Raw genomic sequence first — 18,067 nt, 5'->3', positions numbered from 1 at the left:
CTCTTAATCCACCTGTATCCTGTATGAACGTTTCACCTGTATTTTTTCATATTGAGGTGAATCTTACTGTTTGTCCCTGATTTTTGTTCATTCAATCTCATAGTTGCCCCTATTTTGAGAGACTTGCGGCGGTGAGTCAAGATAAGTCTTCAGATGAACAGTCATATTTAGTTCCAACTGCTACGGTCTACAGCGAACTTTCACCGCCAGGTTCACCCACTTCGCTCCGGGCGCACAAAAACAAGCGCAGAAACAAAACAAGATATGTTTCTGCGCTTGCTACAGTGTACCGCTCTTCTGCAATGGTTCGCCGTCAGGCGGCAATACCGATAATGACCGCAATCACACCGGCAGCGATGGCCACCCAGTTCAGTCCCTTCTTTGGTGTAAACAGACCGATAATTCCTAAAATGATAGCCAGAATGCCGAGCCAGTAATGTATGACAAAGAAACCGACAATACCGGCAATAATCCCGAGCCATCCCAGCCAATTACCTGCTGTCTCATTCATGATATTTACCTCCATATCGTTAGTTAAATATTAGACATCATGTTGTATAAACGTCTACATGTCCATTATAATATAATAATCAGGAAAATCATCGAAAGAGATGGAACTTTTTCTAATATTTTTTTGCTCTAGCATAAATAACCACTGAGAGAGATGATTCAAATGGCTGAAAATCGGACAGACCGGCGGATCAGACGGACAATCCGCATGCTTCGCCATGCATTGGCGCAACTGATCGGAGAAAAAGGCTTCGATGCCATTACAATCAGCGACCTGACGGGTACTGCTGATATTAACCGGACAACATTCTATCTGCATTATCGCGATAAATACGATTTACTGAATAAATGTGAGGAAAAGATCCTGTCAGACATTGAATCGATCAGCCATGCTTCCCTCAAATGCACCAGTAAAAGCGATCTGGAACACGATCTGAGAGAGGGCAAACCGGTTCCTTTTTTAGTTGAACTGCTGACCTACTGTAAAGAAAATGCTGATATTATCAAAGCACTTCTGGGCCCGCGGGGGGATCTGACCTTCCATCGTCAACTGAAAAAGATCATGGAGAAAAATCTGATGCTGAGGCTGAAAGAAGAAGGCACCGGCAATAAGGTCATCCCTTATGACTACATCGCGGCTTACGTGATTTCAGCGGATCTGGGGCTGGTACAATTCTGGCTGGAAAACGGCATGCACGAAGATCCCGAGACCATTGCGCTAATGATCAGTGAGATAACCTTTCGTGGACCAGCTTTTGCAGCGGGTTATCAATAATCCTCCTTTTCGGTAATTTTCAGGTCCAAATATGTTTGAAAATTATAATTGCTGAAAATCGGGATTGGTTCAGCAAACCCTGGGTCCTTCCCTGCTTATCGGGGATTCACCCCAAGTGATAATAACCATCACAAAGTTTGTTCCCCTGCTCCTTGTGGAATTTGCTTAGAAATCATAATTCCCCCATTTTTTACAGTTATCAGGGGAATAATGAGCGAAATAGAATTTAAATTTTTTGATTTACAAATCAGGCAACCCATCTTATTTTATCTAATAACATGGTTTATGAAATTTTTTATACTGTTCATTGATCAGACTGATCAGACAAGTTTAGCAGAACCTGCAGGGTGCGTAAAAACCACCTGATGCTAAATTTTTCATTCAGTCCCAGGTGGCGTGTTCAAGTTATTGCTGCGATTTTTCTTACTGAGGCAGCTTCAGAGTCACTTTAAACAGATCTCCGTCCAGGGTAATCTCAAACAGCCCTTTGTGCAGGTCAACAATTGATTTGGCAATGGCCAGGCCAAGCCCGGAGCCTTCGGTATGTCTTGATGCGTCGCCACGTTTAAACCGCTCGAACAGTTCATCAACATTGTCGCCAAGTTCGTATTTTGTGATATTTTTAAAGACAACAACCGCCTGACCCTCTTCTTCAGTCAGCTGGATATAGACGCGGGTATGCTCCAGTGAATATTTAAGAACATTACGGATCAGATTATCGAACACGCGCCAGATTTTCTGACCATCACCTGTGACACAGACCGGCTGGTCAGAGGTTCTCACCCGGAATTCAAAGGGTGACTTTTTGATTTCTTCATCATATTCTGCCAGAGCCTGGGTCAGAAGTTCATTCAGGTTCACCCTGTCCCTATGCAGCTCAACCGCACCGCTAGCCATTTTCGATGCCTCAAATAAATCATCGATCAGTCGTTTCAACCGTTTCGCTTTTCGATCAATAATCGAAAGATAACGAGTTCGTTCATCCTCAGCCAGATCCGGTTTCTGTAAAAGTTCGTTATACGTCATGATTGAAGTCAGCGGTGTGCGCAGATCATGGCTCACATTGGTGATCAGTTCCGTTTTCAGCCGTTCACTTTTCAGTTGCTGAACCCGGGAAGAAGTGACGCCGTGCTTTAAGATGTTCAGATTTTCAGCCAGGCTGGCAAGTGTCCCTTTACCATGAACCGTAAGATCAGGTGCATCCCTTCCTTCTGCTGTCGCCTGAATATTTAGATAGATATGGTTAAATGCAGCCACATTTCTGAATATCAGATAAAGAAGCGGCAGACCGGCAGCAGGCAGCAAAATCAGTGGAAGAAGAAGGCCTTCCGCATTGGCCAGGATCGGCAGGATAAAGCCGAGTGTAAAGACCGCCGCCAGAATACCGGATATTTGAAAGGCGATCGGAGCCAGAGTAAACCCCTCTTTCAGGATATGGAAAAATCGGCAGGTGAGGCTGGACTTCCAGGTGGCAAGCAGGGACTCCCGATCATGCACCTCACTGATTATGGAGACAATCTGCAATCCAATCAAAAGATTGAAACCGCACGCCAGGATATAGATATACACAATATCAGCCGGGAGATATGGAGTCAGGTTACTGGCAAAGTATCGCAGGGAAAACAAAGCGGAAAGAATAAGCAGCAGGAGGCGAAAATCAACGGGCAGAAGCAGATAAACGCTCTCCACTGTCCCCTTTTCAGAAGGCACATGCTGGACCCTTTTATTCCAGATCACCGCTGCAGCAAGCAGGGCCAGACCGGATCCGACAAGGAAGAGAGTAAATGTCATGTGGTAAAAAAGCAGGTCACGGAATATGGAGAACGCCATAAGCAGGTTTGTCACCCCGGAAGCTGCAAGCAGGGTGATCCAGATTTTTCGACTACTTTTCAATTTTATAGCCAATGCCCCACACCACCTTCAGATATCTCGGATTTTTCGGGTTGATCTCGATTTTTTCACGAATCTTGCGAATATGCACCGCAACTGTGTTTTCAGGGCTTAAACCTGGCTCCTTCCAGACACGCTCATAGATTTCATGGATAGAGAAAACTCTCCCGGGATGTTTCATCAGAAGTTCAACTATCCGGTATTCAATAGGCGTCAGATGAACAGCCTCACCATTTACGGATACGCGTTTTTCCTGCTGTTCCAGAATCAGTCCGTTTAAATCAACTGACGCCTGACTGTTTTCATATTTTCCTAATCTGACATAGCGACGCAGCTGAGCCCTGGCACGTGCAACCAGTTCAAGCGGATTGAAAGGCTTGGTCACATAATCGTCCGCACCAATCTGCAGGCCGAGAATTTTATCCATATCCTCGCTTTTTGCACTGATCATGATAATCGGGATGTTTCTTTGTTCTCTTATTTTAATAGTAGCCTGTATGCCGTCTAGACGAGGCATCATGATGTCGAGCAGAATTAACTGTATATTTTCATGGTTTTTCAGGATGTTAAGTGCTTCAAGACCATTTTCCGCCTTCAGAACATGCATCCCTTCATTGCTCAAATAGATGCCGATGACATCGCGAATCTCGCGATCATCATCCACAACAAGGACCGTAGCGTCGTTCATCAAGTTCTCCTCCCCCGATCTTCTGACCTTCTATCGTCATTGTACCGGGATGTTCTTAAAAAAAACAATCGAAGAATATGAAGAATTTCTTAAGAAACAGATTAATCGTCCTGCCATTTGCGTTTCATTCTGTATGCAGTTGTTCTTTCTCTGTTTCTGAAAGAAGGCTCCCTCGAGACATAGCTGTAAAATAACAGAATGAATACAGGTATGAGAAAGAGCAGCCAGTAAGATACCCCACTCAGATATGGACGTTTTTGTAGCTGATATACACTGAAAGTCAGATCCTGCTGTTTTTGCGGCTTGCCATTCAGCCTGAGCTGCCCGTCCGGATAGATATCCCGCTGTTCATAGCCCCTGCCATTCATCGCCAGGCTAAGGCCGGATGCTCTGGAACCCTTGATCTGTTCGATTGTCAGGAGCCCCCGTTTCAGTGCATGCGTTCCTTTCCGGTTAAACGTCAGGACAAACGGGCGGCCGGAACGCATCTGCGAGCTGTTCACGATTTCTGAAGCGACAAGCCGGCCATCTTTCTCATTACGGACGCTCATCAGATAACGGCCTGACCCCATGACATCGCGAATACGGACCGATATGTGATCAAAAGGTGCAGGCGTTCGAAACGTCTGAGTCACTGTATGTGCAGCGTCAACCCGCACACTGCCACTCCCTGCGGAACAGGGCTGATCCACCAGATAATACGGATGAGTCGTTTTGTGCTGCGTAACCGGTCTGGCACTGAGGGAAACGCCCGCAAATACAATGACAAAGAGCAGGAAAACGGTTGTCAAATGCAAAGAATAATTTCCTGCATAAAAGCGACCAGGCACATCTTTATACTTCCGGCTCAGGACGCGCATTTCTTTCAGTCCAAATACAGCACCAAGAATCATGACCGGCGTGAACAACAGGCTGTATCTTGGTTCGGCTTCCCAGACAACAGTATAGAACAGAAGATTTCCAAACAGACAGATCTGAATGAGCAGGTTCAGGTCGGCTCTTTTTGTACGAAACAGCCGTAGAGAAGACAAAATAAGTAAAAAGAGTTGAACCAGATAAAAGATCTGGGTAATAAAGACAGTCAGCTGATTATTTTTATTAAATAAATATTGATACGTCCGGGTCGGCTGCGCTGAAAGGCGGGTATACCAGTCGTAACCATGTGTCCCCATGCTAAATGTCCGGGCCGCTTTAGTCAGCCATATTCGGGTCAGTCCGGTGATCCCGTTCTGATCTATCCTTCTTGTGATTTCCTGCCGGACGATCTGCTTTTTTGCCTGCTGGTCCGGTTGCTTTCTCGTCAGTAAATAATCTGCCTTACTGTACCTGCCGTCAGGTGAGAGCCCGAGCATAACCCAGTGCGTCATCGGCATAGTCAGCGAAGGCTCTTTTGCATACCCCATCTGATTCTCGATATGTTCAGTCAGCACGGTTGCCAGGGACAGGAGCGCAACCGTTAAGGCAAGATACAGCAGAGCTTTTTTCCACTTCAGCACAAAGAACATGTAAATGGCCAGTGCGGGCAGAAATAAAATTAAATTCATGCGAATCTGTGTCCCGACGGCGAGCACGAGCCCCAGCAGAAAAATATATCTTATCTTTTTCGACTGACTGTAGGCCTGCCACAGATACAGCAGAATCGGCGGGAACATAATGGCGACGGTATCGGTATAGAAATAAAGAATATAGAAAAACAGCGGGAAAGAGCTTGCCGTCAATAATAAAAACATACAGCCCATCCGCAGATCAAACTTATTTTTCACCAGTTTCCATGAGAAATAAATTCCGATATCCAGAACCGCCGCGCAGAACAGGCGGTCAACCATCAGAAAATCTGACACATGAAAAAAAGCGGCTGAACGATAGATCCAGTATCTGAGCAGAGTGATGGGTACATTATTGGGGTAAATACTGAAATAAGCATGCCCGGAAGCATGACCGTGTTCAAGTAAATAAAGGGCTTCAGCATAGGTGTGACCGCCATCAATGACAGGCGGCAAAATCGAGTGAAAGACAGCAATCAGGATGATTTCGATGAGCAGAAAGTATGCAAAGAAACCCGAAGCAAGTAAGCGCAGACCTGTCTGAGGCCATGTTTCGATCAGGCGATACACAGCATAAAAAAACAGTAAAGCAATGAGTGCGAATAGAAGCAATACAAATGTGTATAACGGGGCATGCGCATGATTGATTCCCTGTACAAAAAGAAGATAACTGACAGCCATCAGAAAGAGGGTGGAAAAACAGATGATACAGATGATGCTGAATAAGGATATTAATTTCTTTTGAAGCATGAAAAATATTCACTCCTGTTCCCTTTATCCGGATCACTGTACATTATCCTTTTATCCCGCATGAACGGGCAGTAAGATCCCCACCTCAAAGTCATGAGGGGAAATGAACATACCCGGGTGGGGGATAACTGCCCGCAGCAGCCCGATGGATTCAACGAATAATCAGTGGGTGATGAAGAACCCCCACTGATTGAAGTTTCACTTTATTTATTCGAAAAAATACATAAAAGCATGCACCCGGAAAAGATAAAAATCCGGAGTCAGTGACATTTTTCCATTCTAACATAAATCCACTTCTTCAGGCACCAATCCGGAGAATAAAAAGCGTTGAGGCGTTTATGCTAAGTTTCACCATGTATAGGAAATTTGAATATTGTCAATAAAAAAAGAGCCGCAGACGGCTCAGAAAATGTGTCAGTTATCCGTTATAGGACTGGATTCCTCCAGTCTTCTGATTCAGGATGGCTGTACCAGCTTTTCAGCTGCTGTAACTGCTGATTGCTGATCTTCCCTTGCCGGACAGCCAGGTGAATCAATGTATTAAAGTCGGTCAGTGTCTTTAACTTTACCCCTGCACGTTCAAAATTTTTATCAGCCTGCGGAAGCTGGTATGTAAAGATGGCTGCTACACCAAGAATTTCCGCACCGGCATCTTTCAGTGCGTCGGCAGCTTTCAGAACACTTCCTCCGGTAGATATCAGATCTTCGATAACTACTGTTTTCTGACCCGGCTTAATCGTCCCCTCAATTTGCTTCCCTTTACCATGGGATTTTGCCGATGAGCGCACGTAGACCATGGGCAGATGTAACGCTTCGGCAATCAAAGCCGCATGAGGTATCCCCGAGGTTGCCGTCCCGGCCACGACTTCAATGTCGGGATAGTCGCTGTTAATGATTGAGAGGTATCCCCTGATCACATGCTGCCAGATATCGGGGAATCCCATAATCAGCCTGTTATCACAGTATACCGGTGAGTGGATACCGGAAGCCCATGTAAACGGATCGTCCGGTCTGAGAACCACCGCATTGATTTTTAATAAATCTTCCGCAATCAATTGTTTGTTTTCCATACGCTGTTCCTCCATTCTTCCTGCACGCGCAGGCAGGCCTGATGCGGGTCGGCTGATGCCGTAATGCTTCTTCCGACGACAATATAATCACTGCCCAGCTGCGCCGCACGTGCCGGCGTAGCGACACGTTTCTGGTCACCGGCCGCATCATGTTCCAGCCGGATACCGGGCGTCACGGCGAGAAAATCAGGCGCGGTATGTAATTTAATCTGCTTCGCCTCCCATGCAGAGCAGACCACACCGTCCAGACCGGACTGGCTGGCAAGAATGCTGTAATGGGAAATAACTTCCGGCAGAGGACGGTCGATCAGCAACTCGTTTTCAAGTATCTTCTGATCCGTACTTGTCAGCTGAGTGACTGCAAGACAAATCGGGCGCTTGCCCGAACGTCCGTCTTCAAGCCCTTCAACTGCCGCGCGCATCATCTCTGTGCCACCGGCGGCATGCACATTGACCATGTCAGCACCGATGGAGGCCAGCCCGCGCATGGCCCGATAGACTGTATGAGGGATGTCGTGCAGCTTCAGATCAAGAAAAATCTTATGTCCCTGATCTTTAAGCTCACGAATCACATCAGCGCCTTCCTGATAGAACAGTTCCATGCCAACTTTGACATAACACTCCGGCTGATTAATTTTTCTCAGCAGACGAAACAGATCTTCCCATGTCGACACATCCAGGGCAACAATGACGCCATTTTCCCTGTTCATGGTTTCCAGCTCCTTCCCACCAGCTGGCCGATCTCTGATACGCCCATGATTTTCAGCTTTTCCGGAAGTTCCGCAATAATTTTCGGGCAGACGAAGGGGTCGACAAAGTTTGCCGTCCCGACAGCTACAGCGCTTGCCCCAGCCAGCATGTATTCAATGACATCATCCGCATTCTGTATGCCGCCCATCCCGATAATCGGAATCTTCACCTGCTGACTGACTTCATAAATCATCCGTACAGCAATCGGCTTGATCGCCGGACCACTCAGTCCGCCTGTTTTATTCGCCAGTATCGGGCGCCGTGTTTTTAAATCAATGCGCATGCCGAGCAGGGTGTTAATCATAGACAGGCCGTCCGCCCCCGCTGCTTCGACGGCCTTCGCCATGGAGACGATATCTGTGACATTGGGGGACAGTTTCACATAAACAGGTTTCTGCGAAACGGCCCTGACTCTGGCCGTCAGTTCAGCTGCAACCTCAGGCACCGTACCAAACTGGATGCCTCCATGCCTGACATTGGGGCAGGAGATATTCAGTTCAAGTGCTTTCACCACCGGTTGCTTTGAAATTTTCTCAGCTGTCTGTACATAGTCCGACATCTCGCTCCCGGCAATATTGGCAATAACCGGTACGTCATAAGCTGCAAGTCGCGGCAGTTCTTTACTGATAATCTGATCAACGCCCGGATTCTGCAGCCCGATCGCATTCAGCATACCGCCCGGGGTCTCTGCAACACGCGGCACCGGATTACCGAATCGCGCTTCAAGTGTCGCCGCTTTAATGATGATGGCACCCAGCTGGTTCAAGTCATAAAGCTTTCCGTATTCTGCACCAAAAGCAAAACATCCTGATGCAGGCATGACCGGATTTTTCAGGTCAAGCCCCGGCAGGTGGACAGTTAACATAGTTTCACCTCCCCGGCTTTGAACACAGGTCCGTCACAGCAGACACGACGATATCCCTTTTCATCCTGCTTATCGGCCGCAGACATCACGCAGGCCAGACAGGCACCGACACCACAACCCATCCGCTGCTCCAGGGAGAGGAAAAGCGGTTTTTCTGTGATCAGTTCCGAGACGGCTTTAAGCATAGGGAGCGGGCCGCATGCATAAGCGACATCAAAGTCCATTTGATCAAGAACGTCCGTCACGCGTCCCTTCCGGCCATTCGAACCATCTTCAGTAACAATAACCGTTTCACCCAGCGCGGCGAATTCATCCTCGTAAAATATGTCCTTTCTTGAACGGAAGCCGAGAACATGAGTCACCTGAACGCCCCGGTCGGAAAGGACCTGAGACAGGCCGTATAATGGCGGAACGCCCACACCGCCCCCAATGATTAGTGCACGCATTCCGTCATCCGCGGATTCAGGCGGAAACCCGTGTCCAAGCGGACCAAGCATATCAATCCTGTCGCCCGGCCTGCTTTTCGCCAGCCGTTCTGTGCCAACGCCCGTCCGGCGGTAAATTAAAGTCAGTCTGTTGTATTCAGGATTCACTGAGCAGATACTGATCGGTCGGCGTAAAAGGGGGAAAATCAATTGGTCACCGATCCGAACGTGAACAAACTGTCCGGGTTCAGTGATTTTACCGGCAAGTGATCCTTCGAGAATCAGTTCATAGATTCCGTCAGCAATTTCCCGCTGAGACAGAACCTTCATCCGTTCCTGAATCATGGTGTGACACCTTCTGCCTGGGCCGGTAGGGCTGCCTGATGCGAAGGAACATCCATCTGCGGCATACACTCGATCCGGAATGCCAGAGATTCCAGAACTTTAAGCAGTGCCTCTGTCGTATCCAGAGAGGTCAGACAGACAATCCCGTTCTCAACAGACTCCCGTCTGATTCTGAAACCATCCCTTGCCGGCCGCTGCCCTCTGGTCAGTGTATTGACAACGAACTGAGCCCCGCCATGCCGGATAATATCGAGCAAATTGGGATCTCTCCCCCCAATTTTGTTGACGACAGTCACCGGAATATGACGCTTTTTAATCATGTTCGCCGTCCCCTCAGTGGCCAGAATATTGTAGCCGATAGCGTGGAACCGCCTAACCAGTTCAAGCGCTTCATCCTTATCCTGATCAGCAATGGTAAACAGAACCGATCCATGAGAAGGAATGGTCATCCCGCTGGCAAGCAGCCCTTTATAAAGCGCCTTTTCCAGGGTCACATCCTGACCCATGACTTCTCCGGTTGATTTCATTTCCGGCCCCAGAGTGACATCGACACGGCGCAGTTTGGCAAAGGAGAAGACCGGGACTTTAACAAATACACTGCGCTGCGGCTCAGGATGTATTCCTGTTTTATAGCCGAGACTGTGCAGCGTTTCTCCGAGTATCAGCTGCGTTGCGGCTTTAGCCATCGGAACGCCTGTGATTTTGCTCATAAAAGGCACCGTCCGACTCGCGCGCGGATTGACCTCGATCACGTACACATGATCCTGATGTATGACAAACTGGATATTCAGCAAACCGACCACTTTCAGAGCCCGGGCAATCCGGATCGCGGTGTCCGCAACTTCTTCCTTAATCCTCCTGCTCAGCTTCTGAGCAGGATACACGGCGATAGAGTCCCCGGAATGTACGCCTGCCCGCTCAATATGTTCCATAATACCCGGTATATAAACATCTGTACCGTCTGACAAGGCATCAAGTTCAATCTCAGTGCCAACAAGATAGCGATCAATCAGAACCGGATGATCCGGGTTAATACGTACGGCATGACTCATGTAATGAACCAGATCCTGTTCATGATAGACAATTTCCATTGCCCTTCCGCCGAGAACATAGGACGGGCGAACAAGGACCGGATAACCCAGACTCCCGGCAATTTTCACCGCTTCCTCTGTTGAGAAAGCGGTCGCTCCCGCCGGACGGTCCACATTCAGTTTAAGCAGTAACTGTTCAAAACGATCCCGGTCCTCTGCCTGATCCATGGCATCCAGCGACGTTCCAAGTATCCGGACACCATGGGCCGCAAGTCCGGCAGCAAGATTAATGGCGGTCTGGCCTCCGAACTGAACAACGACACCTTCAGGCTTTTCAAGTTCAATGACATGCATGACGTCTTCCAGAGTCAGCGGCTCTACATAGAGCTTATCAGATACACTGAAATCAGTGGACACGGTCTCCGGATTATTGTTAATCATAATCGCCTCATAACCCTGTGCCTTTATTGCCCAGACAGCGTGAACCGTCGCATAGTCGAATTCAACCCCCTGTCCGATCCGGATCGGACCTGATCCGAGGACAATCACACTTTTGCGGGGCGTGACTTCCGATTCATTTTCTTCTTCGTAGGTACTGTAATAATAAGGCGTCTGAGAAGTGAACTCACCGGCGCAGGTATCCACCATTTTATAAACCGGCCGTACGTCCCGGGCTTTACGCCATTTTGTCACTTCCGAAACATCCGCGTTCCAGCAGGAAGCGATTTTTATATCAGAGAAGCCGTGCTTTTTCGCTTCCAGAAGAACCTGTTTATCCCACGGGTGGGCTTTGAGTTTCTCCTCAATCTTAATAATGTGCCTGATTTTATTCAGGAAGAATGAATTGATTTTCGTCAGATCCCGTAACTCTTTTGTCGTTGCACCGCGCCGGTAAGCTTCGGCAATAAAGTACAGGCGACGGTCATCCGCCTTCGCTATGGATGTAAAGAGTTCTTCACGTGTCATGACTGCTGCTTCTTCAAGATCAAGATGAACAGAGCCGTTTTCAAGTGATCGGACTGCTTTCAGTAAGGACTCTTCAAAATTTCGACCGAGGGCAAGAACCTCGCCGGTTGCTTTCATCTGTGTCCCGAGGGTACGTTTTGCACTGTCGAATTTATCAAACGGCCAGCGCGGGATCTTCGTTACGACATAATCCAGCGTCGGCTCGAAACTGGCATAAGTTGTGCCTGTGACGGCATTTTTAATTTCATCAAGCTGATAACCGGCAGCAATCTTTGCTGCAACTTTAGCAATCGGGTAACCTGTCGCCTTGGAAGCCAGTGCAGATGACCGGCTGACCCGCGGATTCACTTCAATCACATAATAACGGTCGCTGCAGGGATCAAGGGCAAGCTGGACATTACATCCCCCCTCAATCTTCAATGCACGGACAATGCGAAGTGACACGCTGCGCAGATGCTGCAGATCGCGATCACTCAGGGTCTGACATGGGGCTGTGACAATCGAATCCCCGGTGTGAATTCCGACCGGATCAATGTTTTCCATATGGCAGACGGAAATCGCACCGTCATTTCCATCACGCATGACTTCAAATTCAATTTCCTTAAAGCCGGCGATGCTCTTTTCAATCAGCACCTGGTGTACAGGACTCAGCTTCAGACCATTTTCGGTGATGGTCTCCAGTTCTTCGTCTGTCGATGCGATCCCTCCGCCGGTCCCTCCGAGTGTAAATGCCGGACGTATAATGACCGGAAGATGAATTTTTTTAACAAAAGCCCGGGCTTCATTCAGATCCGTTACGGTTTCACTGGGTGGAACCGGTTCGCCCAGATCAATCATTAATTCCCGGAACTTTTCCCGATCCTCAGCCTGCTCAATACTTTCCAGGCGGGTTCCAAGCAGCTGAACATGCAGTTCATCCAGGATACCTGACTGATGCAACTGTACAGCAAGGTTCAGACCTGTCTGGCCGCCGAGCGTTGCCAGAAGACCATCGGGCATTTCCTTCCTGATGATCTTACCGACAAACTCCACCGTCAGGGGTTCTATGTAGACGCGGTCGGCAACATCTGTATCCGTCATGATTGTAGCCGGATTTGAATTGACCAGGACCACTTCATAACCTTCTTCCCTGAGCGACTGACAGGCCTGGGTTCCTGAATAGTCAAATTCGGCTGCCTGCCCGATCACGATCGGACCGGACCCAATCACCATGATTTTGTGTATATCCGTACGTTTAGGCAAGTTCTGCACCTTCTTTCCTGAATTCATTCACCATCGACAGAAACTCATCGAAAAGCCCCTGGCTGTCGTCCGGTCCCGGGGAAGCCTCCGGATGATACTGCACGCTGAAAGCAGGGAAGCGCTTATGACGTAAACCTTCAATCGTCCCGTCATTGATCGCGATGTGCGTGACTTCCAGCTCAGTTCCTTCAAGAGAAGAGGGTTCCACTGTAAATCCGTGATTCTGTGAAGTAATCGCAAAACGGCCGGTTCTCAAATCCTTTACAGGATGGTTGACGCCGCGATGGCCGAAGCGCATTTTCACTGTATTCGCTCCTGATGCCAGAGCGAACAGCTGATGACCGAGACAGACACCGAACAGAGGCACTTTGCCAAGCATCTCCCTGACCATATTGATCGCTTCGGGCACATCTTTTGGATTACCCGGTCCATTGCTGAGCAAAAGACCATCGGGATGAAGTTTCATGATGTCTCCGGCACTCGTCTGATAGGGGACAACGACCACATCACAGCCGCGTTTAATGCATTCGCGCAATATACCCTGTTTTGCCCCGAAATCAACCAGAACAATTCTGGGTCCCGGGCCGGGCGTCACATAGGCTGACTTGGTGGACACTCTGCTGATCTGATCCGTCGGGAGGGTCCATCCTTTCAACGCGTCAGCAATTTCTTCAGGATTTTCTTCAGAAGAAGCAATCATGCCTTTCAATGTGCCGTATTCACGGATCATTTTCGTCAGGCGGCGGGTGTCTATCCCCTCAATGCCCGGGATATCGTATTCTTCAAGCCAGGCGCTTAACGTTTTTTCCTTCTGCCAGTGGGACGGCATTTCCGATACTTCCCTCGCGATAAGTCCGGAAATGGACGGACGTCCTGATTCATTATCTGAACGGTTGATGCCGTAATTTCCAATCAATGGATAAGTCAGGGTGACAATCTGACCGCAGTAGGATGGATCGGTAATCACTTCCTGATACCCGGTCATGCCCGTATTAAATACGACTTCTCCCCTGGATACTCTGAGACTGCCGAACGCCTCGCCTGTAAACGAGGCCCCGTTTTCTAAAACAAGCTGTCTTTTCAAAAATCCCACTCCTTTTTGCTTCCGTCATCCCGTTTTATATGCTCTCAGGCACACGTGACGAGTGAACTGCCTGACTGTCCGGATGAATGGCCCATTCGAGTGCAGCCATACGAACCAGCACCCCATTATGGATCTGTTTAAAGTATCTGGACTGCGGCGATTCAACTAGCTCGCTGTCCATTTCCACACCCCGGTTGACAGGACCCGGATGCATGATGATACTGCCCTGTTTCATTTGACCGGCACGCTTCTTCGTCAGGCCGTACCTGTTATGGTACGCTTCACGGCTCATGCGCATAGCCTGTTCATGGCGTTCATGCTGAATGCGCAGCATGATCACCACATCGGCTGCTTCCACGGCTTCATCGACCGACACATATTTTCCAGGAAGATCCGTATTTTTCCATTCCTCCGGTCCGGAAAGCAGCACCCGGCAGCCAAGCCTTGTCAGAATTTCTGAATCTGACCGGGCAACCCGGCTGTACCTCAGATCGCCGATAATGGCGACGGTCAGTCCGCGAAACATCATGAATTCCTGTCTGATTGTCAGTAAGTCCAGCAGGGCCTGCGTCGGGTGATTTCCCGCCCCGTCACCGGCATTCAGAATCTGAAGATCAAGACCTTCCAGTTGTCTGAAAAAGCCTTCCTCTTTATGCCGGATCACAACGGCTTTTGCTCCAATTGCTTCCATCGTCCGGACGGTGTCATAAAGCGACTCGCCCTTTTGTGTACTTGACGACTGACTGCTGAAATTAAGTATCTGATAGCCCAGCCTTTTTTCCGCCGTCTCAAAGCTGAAGCGCGTACGCGTACTCGGTTCAAAAAACAGATTGGCTACAAGTGTGTGATTAGACGGCATCCATCCGGACTCACCCATTTCCCGGATGTGCTCTGCGCGATCAAGAATTCCAGTGATTTCAGTTAACGTCAGGTCATTTAAACTGAACAGATTGGCCATGCCCGTTTCCTCCCCGTTTTTTAATGTGTGTTATTTCGCAGCTTTCATGTTCTCTGCCACATCATTCTGACTGATTGAAAAAACCTCTCTGCCGGAAAGCCGACAAAGAGGTTTTGTATGCAAAAAAGCTGCAATTCGTTTACCGTTCTTTGTCAGTCTCACCGGACTGCCCTTAAAAGACGTTTTACTGAATTACTTTTGTAGCTATGATTCACTTTTCGTCAGAATAACGACCCGATCAGTCTGATCAACTTCAGAAAGCTGAACGGAAATCTTCTCCTGCCGTGACGTTGGGACATTCTTCCCGATATAATCGGGACGGATCGGTAATTCACGGTGCCCCCGGTCAATCAGTACCGCAAGCTGGATCCGCTCCGGACGTCCGATGTCCATCAGGGCATCCATAGCCGCCCGAATCGTCCGACCGGTGTACAGAACGTCATCAACAAGCACAACAGTTTTGCCCTCAATGGCAACCGGAAGACTGCTGCCGATAATTTTCGGATCGCCATTCCTTTTCTTCTGATCATCGCGATAGGGGGTAATATCCAGTTCCCCGACGGAAACCTGCTGTTCTTCAATTTCATCAATCCGTGAGGCCAGCCGTTCGGCCAGGTAAATCCCCCGGGTTTTAATGCCCACAAGAACAACTGATTCGACGCCTTCATTTCGTTCGATAATTTCATGTGCCAGACGCGTCAGCGCCCGTGATACGGCCTTCTGATTCATAATTTCTTTTTCTTCCAAGAACTGATCACCTGCCACCGTATTCCGGCCAAAAAAAAAGTCTTGCCTGTCAGAGCAAGAGACCGTAGCTGTGTCGCCAAAAAACATTTAGCTTCATCACCCTTCTTAGCCTCTCTGGACTAATTTAAAAGGAACACATTCAATTGTCCGTTACCGTTAACGTTAGTATGACAAAATGACTCCCTTTTGTCAATCGTCTTTGGCAAAATGATTCAGGAAAACTGCCCTGAGCGAAGAAGACGCAGCAGTCGGGAGAAATCCTCCGGAGGTGCTGCAGTAAAGTGCATCCATTTTCCGGTTACAGGGTGTCTGAATCCAAGTTCTGCTGCATGCAGTGCCTGTCCTTTAATCGGTAATGTTTTATGAAATCCGTATTTTGGATCTCCTGCAAGCGGATACCCGATATAAGCCATATGCACTCTGATCTGATGCGTTCGTCCGGTCTCCAGTCTGCATGAGAGATACGTGTACCTGGAAAAACGTTCAAGAACCCTAAAATGGGTAACTGCAGACTTGCTGTTATGATTCGTGACCGCCATTTTCTTCCTGTCCTTATCATCCCGGCCAATCGGCGCATCCACAGTTCCGGTATCTGTTGCAACCGAGCCATGCACAATCGCCAGGTACACCCGGCTTGTTGTTTTATTTTTCAACTGTTGTGCCAGCGATCGATGAGCCCGGTCTGTTTTCGCAACCATCAGCAGTCCGGAAGTATCTTTATCAATTCTGTGAACAATCCCCGGCCTGAGCATGCCGTTGATGCCGGAAAGATCCCGGCAATGAAAGAGCAGCGCATTCACAAGGGTCCCGCTCATATGCCCGGGTGCAGGATGAACAACCATTCCTCTTGGCTTGTTCACCACAATAACCTGATCATCTTCGTAAAAAATATCCAGACTGATGTTTTCGGGCGTGACCTGAAGCGGTTCGGGATCCGGAATCCGGACCGTTATCTGATCCCCTTCCTTCATCCTGTAATTGACCTTTTCTGCCTCATCGTTAACCGTAATGTGGTGGTCTTTGATTAATTGCTGTATCCGGTTTCTTGATTCTTCAGGAAACTGTTCAGTCACCCACCGGTCCAGTCGTTTTCCCGCATCCCCGGATTCTGCTTTTAAACGCATCAAAGACATACCCGAACTACTCCTTTTTCCCGTCTTTTAAAAGATAGATGATCATAAAAAAGACACCAATCGACAGCGAAGCATCTGCGACATTGAATACAGGAAAACTGTATTGAAAAATATAAACGTGAAAAAAATCAACCACTTCACCCCTGAACAGCCGGTCCACAAAGTTGCCGAGGGCTCCCCCGATGATCAGACCAAGGGCCGTCCCCAAAAGTGGCTGTTTTCGGCCATATCTTTGCATATAATAAATAATAATCACGAGTACCACACCGGTTACCAGGAAGAAAAAAACGAACTGGCCCTCAAGAATATTCCAGGCGGCTCCTGTATTTCGCAAGGATGTCAAATAAAAAATATGGGGAATCAGCTGTATACTTTCCCCGATTGTCATGTTTTGCACGACCAGCCATTTTGACAGCTGATCCACTATTAAAACGATGAGTGCAATAAAGTAATAAACCATCATTCTCCTCCAGACTGCTCTGACTGACGTATGTACTCATTCTGCATTTTAGCATAATCTGCCGTTTCAGGCGATTGAAAAAGAGCTGCAGGTGTTGCTGCAGCCCAAATGTTCAACGTTCCATCGGATCTGTTTCATCAACGTCATAATTATTTCTCCAGCGTTCGTAATTCTGATTTCTCAGGATCTGAATATCATCATCACCATGATAGCCATCGATATCTGTCGCAGCAAAGCCTTCCAGATCATCAACGAATCCCATGCCATCTTCCTGACCACTGTAGGGAGCATTTTCAAATACCATCCTTTGGTCATTGTATAAAGAGACTAGATCAAAGGCGTTCTGTTCATCAAATCCGCCGTCCCTGAATGCCGCCAGACCCGATTGATCCAGATCGGCAATGACTGATTCTTCTGCCGGTCTGACCTTATGATTATGCTCGGGCGTGGTATGCTGAACAGCTGTTCTTGCAGCAGGATAAGCCTTTAACCGGGCCCGCGGTATTTTTTTTCCTGTTTTTTCATCAATACCGTAGGTTCCGTTCTCGATCTTATCCAGTGCATCCTGTATATTTTTGAGCTCGTTCTTATTCATTTTATTAAATGCCAGGTCCTTTTCCCTTTCATAAAGCTGCGTGGCCGATTCAGCCGGATGATTATCATATGAAGACAGCTCGCCTGAACTAATATCGGATACGCTGAATTCTTTTGACGTCTCCATATCACTTTTCATTTTGTTTTCCAGAACGGCTTTTCTTTTTAATAACTGCTTCTTTATGCCCCTGATGCCAAACAAAAAAATCCCCCCCTTTATCACCGCATGATTATTGTGCG

16 protein-coding genes are annotated in these 18,067 nt (G+C 48.1%); 1 reads left to right on the top strand and 15 read right to left on the bottom strand.

The genetic code is table 11. The annotated features are described in order from the left end of the window. Positions 1-313: 313 nt before the first annotated feature. Positions 314-511 (bottom strand): C4-dicarboxylate ABC transporter, encoded by a 198-nt coding sequence (locus EWH91_RS06295; protein ID WP_129929184.1) that lies wholly within the window; start codon positions 509-511, stop codon positions 314-316. Positions 512-673: 162 nt separating this feature from the next. On the opposite strand from EWH91_RS06295, the gene EWH91_RS06290 reads away from it, so the two are divergent. Beyond that, positions 674-1,285, top strand: coding sequence for a TetR/AcrR family transcriptional regulator (locus EWH91_RS06290; protein ID WP_165364257.1), 612 nt, complete (start codon positions 674-676; stop codon positions 1,283-1,285). Between the two features lie 423 nt (positions 1,286-1,708). On the opposite strand, the gene EWH91_RS06285 is transcribed toward EWH91_RS06290, so the two are convergent. The 14 genes from EWH91_RS06285 to EWH91_RS06220 all read right to left on the bottom strand — a co-directional run bounded on the left by EWH91_RS06285 (position 1,709) and on the right by EWH91_RS06220 (position 18,029). Further along, positions 1,709-3,190, bottom strand: a complete 1,482-nt coding sequence (locus tag EWH91_RS06285) for a sensor histidine kinase (protein ID WP_240697276.1) — start codon at positions 3,188-3,190, stop codon at positions 1,709-1,711. Then, positions 3,168-3,863: a response regulator transcription factor gene (locus EWH91_RS06280; protein WP_129929182.1), complete on the bottom strand. Its 696-nt coding sequence runs from the start codon at positions 3,861-3,863 to the stop codon at positions 3,168-3,170. Before EWH91_RS06280 ends, EWH91_RS06285 begins: the two co-directional genes overlap by 23 nt. 101 nt (positions 3,864-3,964) lie before the next feature. Further along, on the bottom strand, positions 3,965-6,157 hold the full coding sequence (locus tag EWH91_RS06275; protein ID WP_129929181.1) for a glycosyltransferase family 39 protein: 2,193 nt from the start codon (positions 6,155-6,157) through the stop codon (positions 3,965-3,967). Positions 6,158-6,582: 425 nt separating this feature from the next. Then, positions 6,583-7,227 (bottom strand): orotate phosphoribosyltransferase, encoded by a 645-nt coding sequence (pyrE, locus tag EWH91_RS06270; protein WP_129929180.1) that lies wholly within the window; start codon positions 7,225-7,227, stop codon positions 6,583-6,585. After that, positions 7,209-7,937: an orotidine-5'-phosphate decarboxylase gene (gene pyrF / locus EWH91_RS06265; protein WP_129929179.1), complete on the bottom strand. Its 729-nt coding sequence runs from the start codon at positions 7,935-7,937 to the stop codon at positions 7,209-7,211. The genes pyrE and pyrF overlap by 19 nt, the downstream gene beginning before the upstream one ends. Next, the gene (locus tag EWH91_RS06260) at positions 7,934-8,842 is read right to left on the bottom strand and encodes a dihydroorotate dehydrogenase (protein ID WP_129929178.1); all 909 of its coding nucleotides are present in this window, start codon (positions 8,840-8,842) and stop codon (positions 7,934-7,936) included. Before EWH91_RS06260 ends, pyrF begins: the two co-directional genes overlap by 4 nt. Continuing rightward, positions 8,836-9,612 carry a dihydroorotate dehydrogenase electron transfer subunit gene (locus EWH91_RS06255; protein WP_129929177.1) on the bottom strand — a complete coding sequence of 259 codons (777 nt, stop codon included), beginning with the start codon at positions 9,610-9,612 and terminating at the stop codon, positions 8,836-8,838. The genes EWH91_RS06260 and EWH91_RS06255 overlap by 7 nt, the downstream gene beginning before the upstream one ends. Then, positions 9,609-12,851: a carbamoyl-phosphate synthase large subunit gene (gene carB, locus EWH91_RS06250; protein ID WP_129929176.1), complete on the bottom strand. Its 3,243-nt coding sequence runs from the start codon at positions 12,849-12,851 to the stop codon at positions 9,609-9,611. Before carB ends, EWH91_RS06255 begins: the two co-directional genes overlap by 4 nt. Next, the gene (carA, locus tag EWH91_RS06245; protein WP_129929175.1) at positions 12,844-13,935 is read right to left on the bottom strand and encodes a glutamine-hydrolyzing carbamoyl-phosphate synthase small subunit; all 1,092 of its coding nucleotides are present in this window, start codon (positions 13,933-13,935) and stop codon (positions 12,844-12,846) included. Before carA ends, carB begins: the two co-directional genes overlap by 8 nt. Before the next feature lie 34 nt (positions 13,936-13,969). After that, positions 13,970-14,893, bottom strand: a complete 924-nt coding sequence (locus EWH91_RS06240) for an aspartate carbamoyltransferase catalytic subunit (RefSeq protein WP_129929174.1) — start codon at positions 14,891-14,893, stop codon at positions 13,970-13,972. A gap of 204 nt (positions 14,894-15,097) precedes the next feature. Beyond that, the gene (gene pyrR, locus EWH91_RS06235; RefSeq protein WP_129929173.1) at positions 15,098-15,640 is read right to left on the bottom strand and encodes a bifunctional pyr operon transcriptional regulator/uracil phosphoribosyltransferase PyrR; all 543 of its coding nucleotides are present in this window, start codon (positions 15,638-15,640) and stop codon (positions 15,098-15,100) included. Between the two features lie 212 nt (positions 15,641-15,852). Continuing rightward, the gene (locus tag EWH91_RS06230; RefSeq protein ID WP_129929172.1) at positions 15,853-16,773 is read right to left on the bottom strand and encodes an RluA family pseudouridine synthase; all 921 of its coding nucleotides are present in this window, start codon (positions 16,771-16,773) and stop codon (positions 15,853-15,855) included. Positions 16,774-16,780: 7 nt separating this feature from the next. After that, positions 16,781-17,233: a signal peptidase II gene (lspA, locus tag EWH91_RS06225; RefSeq protein ID WP_129929171.1), complete on the bottom strand. Its 453-nt coding sequence runs from the start codon at positions 17,231-17,233 to the stop codon at positions 16,781-16,783. Between the two features lie 112 nt (positions 17,234-17,345). Then, positions 17,346-18,029, bottom strand: coding sequence for a TraR/DksA C4-type zinc finger protein (locus EWH91_RS06220; RefSeq protein WP_129929170.1), 684 nt, complete (start codon positions 18,027-18,029; stop codon positions 17,346-17,348). Positions 18,030-18,067 lie beyond the last annotated feature (38 nt).

Origin of the sequence: Sporolactobacillus sp. THM19-2, assembly GCF_004153195.1 — a bacterium.
GTDB lineage: Bacteria > Bacillota > Bacilli > Bacillales > Sporolactobacillaceae > Sporolactobacillus.
Note: the sequence above shows the minus strand (reverse complement) of the source record. Positions and strands in the feature narration are given on the sequence as shown.

Coding starts and splice junctions, on each gene's coding strand:
- EWH91_RS06260 (WP_129929178.1), bottom strand. CDS start 8,842: ATGTTAACTGTCCACCTGCCGGGGCTTGACCTGAAAAATCCGGTCATG.
- pyrE (WP_129929180.1), bottom strand. CDS start 7,227: ATGGAAAACAAACAATTGATTGCGGAAGATTTATTAAAAATCAATGCG.
- lspA (WP_129929171.1), bottom strand. CDS start 17,233: ATGGTTTATTACTTTATTGCACTCATCGTTTTAATAGTGGATCAGCTG.
- EWH91_RS06255 (WP_129929177.1), bottom strand. CDS start 9,612: ATGATTCAGGAACGGATGAAGGTTCTGTCTCAGCGGGAAATTGCTGAC.
- EWH91_RS06240 (WP_129929174.1), bottom strand. CDS start 14,893: ATGGCCAATCTGTTCAGTTTAAATGACCTGACGTTAACTGAAATCACT.
- EWH91_RS06295 (WP_129929184.1), bottom strand. CDS start 511: ATGAATGAGACAGCAGGTAATTGGCTGGGATGGCTCGGGATTATTGCC.
- EWH91_RS06280 (WP_129929182.1), bottom strand. CDS start 3,863: ATGAACGACGCTACGGTCCTTGTTGTGGATGATGATCGCGAGATTCGC.
- EWH91_RS06275 (WP_129929181.1), bottom strand. CDS start 6,157: ATGCTTCAAAAGAAATTAATATCCTTATTCAGCATCATCTGTATCATC.
- pyrF (WP_129929179.1), bottom strand. CDS start 7,937: ATGAACAGGGAAAATGGCGTCATTGTTGCCCTGGATGTGTCGACATGG.
- EWH91_RS06230 (WP_129929172.1), bottom strand. CDS start 16,773: ATGTCTTTGATGCGTTTAAAAGCAGAATCCGGGGATGCGGGAAAACGA.
- EWH91_RS06290 (WP_165364257.1), top strand. CDS start 674: ATGGCTGAAAATCGGACAGACCGGCGGATCAGACGGACAATCCGCATG.